The 8,150-nt window shown below is 64.9% G+C and carries 5 protein-coding genes and 2 pseudogenes; 1 reads left to right on the top strand and 6 read right to left on the bottom strand.

Translation table 11 applies throughout. From position 1 onward, the window contains the following. Positions 1–239: 239 nt before the first annotated feature. Together ABZS80_RS28415 and ABZS80_RS28410 are read right to left on the bottom strand one after the other, a co-directional pair. The gene (locus ABZS80_RS28415) at positions 240–734 is read right to left on the bottom strand and encodes a toll/interleukin-1 receptor domain-containing protein (RefSeq protein ID WP_355060590.1); all 495 of its coding nucleotides are present in this window, start codon (positions 732–734) and stop codon (positions 240–242) included. 606 nt (positions 735–1,340) lie between these two features. After that, positions 1,341–2,460 (bottom strand): annotated as a pseudogene (locus tag ABZS80_RS28410) (IS630 family transposase). A 226-nt stretch (positions 2,461–2,686) separates the two neighbouring features. Here ABZS80_RS28410 and uppS point away from each other — a divergent pair. Further along, a pseudogene (gene uppS / locus ABZS80_RS28405) lies at positions 2,687–3,471 on the top strand (polyprenyl diphosphate synthase). 281 nt (positions 3,472–3,752) lie between these two features. Here the strand turns inward: uppS and ABZS80_RS28400 are convergent. The 4 genes from ABZS80_RS28400 to ABZS80_RS28385 all read right to left on the bottom strand — a co-directional run bounded on the left by ABZS80_RS28400 (position 3,753) and on the right by ABZS80_RS28385 (position 8,018). After that, positions 3,753–4,265, bottom strand: a complete 513-nt coding sequence (locus ABZS80_RS28400; protein ID WP_355060588.1) for a hypothetical protein — start codon at positions 4,263–4,265, stop codon at positions 3,753–3,755. A gap of 961 nt (positions 4,266–5,226) precedes the next feature. Further along, positions 5,227–5,910: a hypothetical protein gene (locus ABZS80_RS28395; protein ID WP_355060586.1), complete on the bottom strand. Its 684-nt coding sequence runs from the start codon at positions 5,908–5,910 to the stop codon at positions 5,227–5,229. 748 nt (positions 5,911–6,658) lie between these two features. Continuing rightward, positions 6,659–6,889, bottom strand: coding sequence for a hypothetical protein (locus tag ABZS80_RS28390; RefSeq protein WP_355060584.1), 231 nt, complete (start codon positions 6,887–6,889; stop codon positions 6,659–6,661). 493 nt (positions 6,890–7,382) lie between these two features. Continuing rightward, positions 7,383–8,018, bottom strand: coding sequence for a hypothetical protein (locus ABZS80_RS28385; RefSeq protein ID WP_355060582.1), 636 nt, complete (start codon positions 8,016–8,018; stop codon positions 7,383–7,385). Positions 8,019–8,150: the final 132 nt, after the last annotated feature.

Raw genomic sequence — 8,150 nt, 5'->3', positions numbered from 1 at the left:
GCATGACCCGCCGCATCACCCGCGGCCGACCAGCCCGACGGCAGGCAAAGCGCACCTTCATCTGGACCTGATCAAGTCCCTCTCAAACACGCTCTAAGGAGACGATCTTGGCTTTGCGGACGTGGCCACGGTGAGCCGATCCTGTCCACAGACGACCTACCGGCCTCGGTACCGGACACCCTTCGGCAGACCTGATGGTCGCCGGCGCCGATGGTCACGCCAGGCGAATCGCCTCGGACTCAGGCCGCGAGCGCGGCGGCAGCGGCAGCGACCTTGGCTGCGACGTTGTCCAGCGACGATTCTTTGGTGCTCAGCCCAGCGTGCGAGGCCAGCATCGGGCTGACGTCGTTGAGATCGTTGAAGCTGACCCCGTGCAGGACGGGGATGACGCGACGAGTGGAGAGCAGTACGGCTAGCTCCTTCTCGGCCACGCCCTCAGCCTCGATGCTCTTGAGCAGCGCAGGCGTGACCAACACGATCCCGACGCGAGAGTTCCGTAGGCCTTTGTCGATTTCGCGGATCATGAGCGAACCAAGGGGTAGGTCTTCTTCGCTGAACCACACCGAGGCGCCATTCGACTTCAGATGGCCGTACAGCTCCTTCGCGCTGCCCTCTCGGTCGTCCCATGCGTGGCAGAGGAAGAGGTCGCGGCGTTCGGGGTGCGCCTGAGCCTGCTCGCTGGCCTTCTGGGTGAAAGGCTCGACCGCGCGCCACTCCGTCGGGGTATACGACACCGATCTGCCGGTCCTAGTCCGACGCGAGCCTCCGCCGCTGCCGCCGGAAGAGCTGCCGTAGCTCGACCCTCCGCCCCTGCCGCCGTAGGACGGCCGAGACGAGTAGGACGCGTAAGACCCGTAGGACGAGCGGGACTGTCCCCTACCCCCGCACGCTGGGCAGTTCGCCACCCCACTCGCGGTGCGGTGGCCTTGAGACGGTGCTGTGCATTGCGCCATAAGGCCATGGTAGAGGTGACGTCTGACATGGTGCCGTTACTGCGTCGACTGCCACCTGACGCTAGACGTTGAAGCGGAACTTAGACCGGCTCGCCGATGACCTGCATCGACATCCCTGCGGCCCAGGTCACGCGGCGTTGGTACCTCACAGTACTGCCGGCTGCTTGCCAACGTTGACGGTGCCTTGTGCCCCATCTGTGCCCCCGAAAGGGTCTGCCGCACCCAGTCGCCCCCGGCGCACACCGTATAGGAAGGAGCTAGCGCCGCCTGCGCTGCCTAGCGTCCTACCAGGGCGTACGTCGAACGACTCCCGGCTGATGCGCCTGATCATTCCGCGCATGTTCCGGATCTTGCTAGTGCTCTGACCACAAACGTTGGCGGGGTTGGTCATGCGGCTCGGGTGGCGGGTTGGCCCCAGCGGCGTTGTCGTTCGCTGCGGATTTTGGCGTGGTGGCGGCATTGGGCGGTCAGGACGTCGGGGTGGCGGGCGTTGGCGTTGCGCCAGCGTAGGTAGGCGTGCAGGTTGCGGGCCAGGACGGTGTGGTTGGGGTGGTCCGAGCCGGCGATGACGAAGGTGCGTAGCGGCCCGAAGTGCGCCTCGATCGGGTTGGCCCAGGAGCCGTAGGTCGGGGTGAAGCACAGCTCGACCTTGTTCCGCACCGCCCACTGCCGAATCTTGAACCCCTTGTGCGCGGACAGGTTGTCCAGGATGACGTAGATCGGTGCGCCGTCCGGGCGGGCTGCCCGGATCGACTTCAACGCGGCCAGGGAGTGTTGCCTGCGGACTTGCGGGTGCGGATGACGCCCCACAACTGGTCGTCGCCGATCGAGTAGCAGCCATGGAACTGCCGCACACCGTGCAGCTTGTGGTAGTTCGCCGGCAGCGTGCGCGGACGGCTCTCGGCGCCCAGCCGACGCCGCCGTGCGGCCGGACCGTGAGCGGCCCGAACTCGTCGAAGGCGAACGTGCGGTGCGGGAACTGTTCGATCACGTGCTCGATGCGGGCCAGCTTCGCCTCGCGGTCGGGGTCGGTGGACTCCTTCCACGTCTTGGTGCGCTGGACGGTGATCTCGTGTTTGCGCAGTAGTTGCCGCAGCCGCTCCCGGCCGACGATCACCCGTCGATCCGGGTTGTGGGCCAGGTACTCGGCGAGCTTGCGCACGCTCCAGCAGGTGAACGGCCGCCCCAGCTTCGCGGGGCGGGTGTTGGCCGTCGCGACGATGAACGTCTCGTCGTCGCTACTGATCCGGCCGGGACGGCCACCCGCCCACTGAGGGTCCAGGCTGGCCATGCCCATCTCGTTGAACCGGTGGATCACCTGCCGGACGGAGTCCTCATCGGCCTGCACCAGCCGGGCGATGACCGGCACGCTGTTCCCGCCAGCCGAGGCGAGCACGACCATCGCCCGCCGCAGCCGCACGGCCGAGCCCGCGCCCCGACGCACCAGCCGCTGCAGCCGCTGCCCCTCTTGATCACTTAATCGACGTACCCGAACCGGCTCTGCCACCCCGACAGCCTGACGCCGCAACCCCAGCCCGACCCGCCACCCAGGCCCGGTGTGTCACCAACACCGCGAACGTTTGTGGTCAGAGCACTAGACCGCCGGACTACCCGCCTACAAGTTCTGGACACTCCGTCCGGGCAGGGTCCGTCCACGTATGCGACCGACAGCCGTTGCTAACCCCACCCTGACCGGTCAGACATCAGAGTCGCTCAGGTGCTTTGATCTGATCATGATTGAGGCTGTACCTCGCATCGCCTACGAGGTCTATGCCCGCCGCCTGCGATCCCAGCTGGCCGACGTTTCACCACCGCGGCACGTTGCGATGGTGATGGACGGCAACCGCCGGTGGGCCAGGCAGATGGGGTTCGACGACGCCACGGTAGGCCATCGTTACGGCGCGGAACATGTTCACGAGGTGCTCGGCTGATGTGCTGACGTCGGCATCCGTCACGTCACTCTGTTCCTCGCCTCGGTTGACAACATGCGCAAGCGCGAATCCGATGAGGTTGAAAACCTGATGCGGATGATTGAGGAGGTCGTCGCCGAGCCGCTCTTGCGGTTGGCCAACCCGTGGCAACTGCACCTGGCGGGCCGCGCGGACGTCCTACCTGACTCGACCCGCCACGCCCTGAAGCTCGCTGAAGACGCCACCAGCGAGCGGGCTGGGGACTTCCACCTCACCATCGCGGTTGGCTACGACGGGCGCGAAGAGATCGTCAGCGCCGTTCGTGCCCTTCTAGAACGGGAGGCACTAGCAGGCGCATCACTCGACGACGTTGCGCAGCGCCTCACGACCGAAGCCATCGCCGCGCACCTGTACACCGGCGGCCAGCCTGACCCCGATCTCGTGATCCGCACCAGTGGGGAGCGACGTATGTCGCGGTTCCTTCTCTGGCAGGCCGCCTACTCAGAGTTGTACTTCTGCGATGTGTACTGGCCCGGCTTCCGGAAAATCGACTTCCTTCGTGCTCTACGCTCCTACGCCGCCCGTGTAGTCGACGATTCGGAGCATGACGGCGAAGCAGTCCGGTCTTGGAGACGGCACCGTCAGACGTTGTAGCGGAACTTAGGTCGGCCTTCCCCTGACCTGCGGCGACCTGCACGGCACGCTGGTAACGCGCGCTCCTCGGCTCACGCCGTTGATGGCTGGTTGCCGACGTTTCACGCTGTCTCGTGCCCCGTGTGTGCCCCGGCGGCACTCCCTGACCCCAGACAACCAGCGCACCTCTTTGACCTGCCACTACAGGCCTGCCGAACTGGCCGGCCGGTTCGCTGACGTCCGCGAATTCTTGCCGTCATGTAGCCCGATCGTCACCCAGGGTTCCCCCACGCCGCCGCGGTGCTGTCCCAAGGGTCTTCACCAGCGCCGCTTCCACAGCGGCGCGGGCGATTTCGCGCTTACGCCTGCCCTCCGGCGAGTAGGCAGACTCGGCACCGACAGAGAGGGCTATGTATTCGCCCGGTGCGGTATCGAGCTCGGGCATCAGGAGCCGCAATGCACACGCCGCCACATGCGCATCCTTCAAGGATGTGTCGCCCTGCTGGAGGTGGTACTCGTGCCGCTTCTCAGCGTCCACGAGATTGCGATCAGCTCCTTGAGTGACGGCATGACCTAGCTGTTTAGCGGCAGACTCAGCGGCTTCGTATGAGCGGCCGGCCCAGTCTGCGGCAGCAAGGAACGCTACGGCGTACCTCAGCTTCTCATCGAGCAACTTGGCACGACGGCTGGCACGAAGGTCGAAGAAGTGTTTCAAGACGGCACCGACGACGACGCCTGCGAGGGCGGCGATGACTGCAGTTGCGCTCACGCTCTGAGCGTATGGGCAGCTGTCCATCCAGTCGGCGCGCTGGCGTCGTCCGCCCTTGGAAGTGACCTCTTCGTCCCGAAGGAACCACTAGCCGTCGATGAACTGGGCGAGCAGCCATTGTGAGCTGCCGGAACAGTCCACCGTCGTCCGTGGCTGTTCGGCATCGGCCGCCTCGGTCGTCACTCAGTTGGTCACTCAGAAGAACGCGGGATCTTGCGCATAAGCATGGCCCAGACCCCGTAACCAGAGCCGATGTTCCCCGTGATCGCGCCAGCGGCAGAGCCCATGAAGAGTGCGAGTCCCCAGCCGGCGAGTCCGGACTGTCGTGGGCGGTAGGCCGGTTTGGTGTCGAGATCGCTTACGTTCGCGCCGTCCACCCAGACTTGGCCGTCGGGCAGCAGGAATGCCGGGTACGGACGTCGCCACGACTCCTGGTCGTGTTTGACGCGCCGTTGATGTCGGACTCGATACTCGGCTGGCCAGACTTGTGAGGCGTTCAGGTCGGAGCCGCTCGGCAGCACCCAAGCCGGTTGCGGATCCGCATGCCGTTGGCCAAGCCCGAAAAGGCGACGGCGAGTCAGATGCCGGTCAAAAGTGCTGTTCGACAGACGCCCCGCGCGTCGGCCATACGCACGAACCACTCAGGGAAGTGCGTCCCCAACGACATCCGATTCCAGATCTTGTACAGACCTGTTTTCCGATCGGCTTCGAAGTCCTCGACGGACAATCCCGTCCGACACCGGCGGCTGCCACCACGATGCAGACGACCGAGAGCGTGGTGGTCACGTCGCACTCACTGAGTCTACTGCGGTGCGTACCCGCCCGTCGCGGTCCTCGGTCAGCTGGCCCGATCCTCCCTGGTGGAATCCAGTTGATGGCAGGCGGAATCCGCCTACTGGCCGGACTGGGTCGTACCACGAGTCAATAAGTAGCTGAAAAGAGGGCGCTTGCGCTGGACCGTTCACTGGGACCAAGGTGAGTAGTTGTCGACCCACCTCCGAGCTTGCGGATCCCATCCGACGTAGTTAAACGAGGGAATGGTGTCGAAACGCTGATTGTCAGGGGTAACCCATCGGAACGGAGCATCCTGAGAGCCGATGGAGATAACTTTCTCCTCGCCATTGATGGAGGTTGTAGCCTGGAGGATACCTTCGTAGAAGTAGCCGCCTAGCGAATCTAGCTCGATCCGCACACCCGTATGCCCACCTTCGCTGAGGCTGATCGCCGCCGGCGGCAACGGGTAGGGGCGGGGGTCCTCGGCTGCGCCCAAGGATTCTTCCCGGACCATCGCCTTGCCTGTGACGGTGTTCAGGGTGACGTTGTAGAACTCGTTCGACCCTCCACCGTACAGACACTTGACGAACGTTCGATTTTCGTTCCGAGCGGGCACTCGGCTCAAGATCTTTGCCTCCACCTTGGAGATGACCACTACATCGGCATCGTTTCCCTCTAAGGCGAAATCGATAACGGGATCGACGACGTAGAGATCGGCGGTCCTGCTCAGCCAACTCGACCAGTGGCTGCACTCAGAGTCGTTGCTGCCCTCCCCTTCCGGCTTGGGCAGCGCCCCCGGCGCTCCGTAAAAAAGCGCCCAGAGTACGGGCCCGAACTCGTACGAAATCTTTCCAAGGGACTGCGGAGGCAAGCCACAATTGTTGGTGTTATTGTTGCCATCGCCATTGATGCAGATGACTTGCGGTGGGGGTGGCGCCGTTGTGATTAGACTGGGCGACGGCTGGGCGGACGAAGGTGCAGTTGACGGGGTGGCCGAGCCCGGCGGCCGCCCTTGGTCGCGCTGCTCCTCGGGCGCGCTCCTCAACAAACTCGGGGTAATCTGTACCAACGCAACGATGATGGCGGTGACGCCGCCAAGGGCTCCGGTGATAACTGCAGCGCCATATCCTGCGCGCTCAGTGGTGCTAAAACTTGCCCATTGACGTGCGAACCTAGACCGCAATCCTCCAAGGCTAGCAGTCGATGCGGACGCGTTTGTGGCCGTATGCTCGCCAGTCGTGACGGATGGCTCGGGCGGTGGTTGAGTCACCGACGTAGTTTGGAACGGATAGCTCGGTCGTCGGATGGCACAACCGGTCAGTTGGTATGTCATACATCTGACAATTTCGCTCGCCACGGTCAACCCAGCCCGCTCGGCCTCGGCACGGCCATAGCGCCGGTTTGCTGCGGTGCGAGGTACCCAGAACTCACTCGTGTGGACAGGGATACGCTGCACCTGGCGCTGGTACGTTTCGTCTATGGGAGGCCTGGCTGTCCGGCGGGCCACTGCCGCCTGCGGCCGCTCGGATGGGGAACCAGCAGTCCCGAGTCGAACCACCAACAGCCGGGGAGTCGTGACCTGGGGAACGACGTGACAGGACGGTTTGCGGTCCAGGACGTCAGCCCTGCCCGAGGCGAGTTTGACCAGATTGCTGCTCGCGGCCAGATGTCTCGCTCTTGCGCCTGAGCGCGGTGCGGGCGGCGTCCGCCGGCGGCAGCCCGGCGGCGAGCTGGTGCTGCCAGGTCTCAGTCAGCCCGTCGGCGAGTTCGTCGACCGCGTCGGCTGGAAGGCGGCGGGCCAGGATTGCCAGGTGGGCGTCGATCAGGTGGTGGCTGGCGATGGCTTGCACGGCTACCCGCCTGACGGGCCGACCGGACCTGCCTCCGCATGCCACCGACGACCGACCCCGCACCGATGCGCTCGTTGGGGACGCCGGGATGACCAGCAAAGGCTTCCGGAGAACTGCGGATCTTTTGTCGGTATTGGCCGACCAGCCGCTGCCGGCCCCGGTACTCGTCGTAGGTGGTCATCGCTTGCGATTCTGCCTGGCTGCGCGGGTCGTGACCAGGCCGGTCTGCGCGGTGGCCACCTCGATGCAGAGCCCGTCCGTGTTCGGCCTAGACGGCCAGTTCGGTACGCAGCCGGTCGGTGTCGGCGGCCGCGCGGCCTCCCAAGCAGGTAAGGAGCCGGCGTCCTCGACGACGACCAAGACACGGGTCAGGTAGCCGACAAGATTAGTCGGCCGGGGACAGCGCCGGTGCGCAGCATCTTTTCCAGCAGGCCGCCGACCCCGTGCGCCGGCTGCGGCGGCGAGTACACCAGCCCAAGAGCTGGAACGAACGTCAGAAGGTGTTGTAGCCGAGCCGGTCCTTCTCGTTCTGCATCGCGGCGAGAATCGGCGGCGGTACTCGTTTTGGAGTCGTCACTGGGACGGTCCAGGTCCAGTGTGCGGCTTCTGATGAGTTCGTCGGTCTTCCGCACCGGCACGTCCACTGGTCCATGTCCTTGTCGACCGGATCTGGCGGGTAGAACCGCAGCTTCAGTTCCTCGACTGAGGAGGTGTCGCGGTGCGGACGCAGCACGTCCACGAACACGCGTACCGGCTTGCCGGCGACGTAGGTCATGTCGTTCATCGAGAGAGTCGACCTGCTGTTGCCCTGCACCGCGTCGCCGAGGATCCGATACGAGTGCTTGGGGACGAAGGTGAAGAACAGGTTCTCCTCACCGGTGCGCGGGTTGCGCTCGATGACGAACGTCGCGTCCGGGTCGCCCGGACGGTAGAACTCATGATCGCGATCGAGTTCGACCTGCGCGACCTTGGCGGCTGACTCCGCGGATGCCTTGGCGTGGACCGAGGAAGTCTCCGATGCATCGGCGGATCGTTGTGAGGCCGCGGCGCTTCGGGCGCCGTATACCCAGGACACGATCAGGGCCGCGACGCTCACCACGACGGCAGCGACGGTAAGAGTGGTATTCACGGCGCCGGAGCGTAGAGCCAGGGTATGACAGTTTCTGCATTGGGAGGTCCGTCGCCGACGAGCTCTTCTGCTCCGCTCGAGCACGCAACCGGATCCTGTTGACGGCTCCACTTTGGTGGCGAGCGAGCGGTC

This window comes from Micromonospora sp. NPDC005305, assembly GCF_040607315.1.
In the GTDB taxonomy this organism is placed as follows: Bacteria; Actinomycetota; Actinomycetes; order Mycobacteriales; family Micromonosporaceae; genus Micromonospora.
This window is presented reverse-complemented; position numbering and strand designations above follow the sequence as displayed.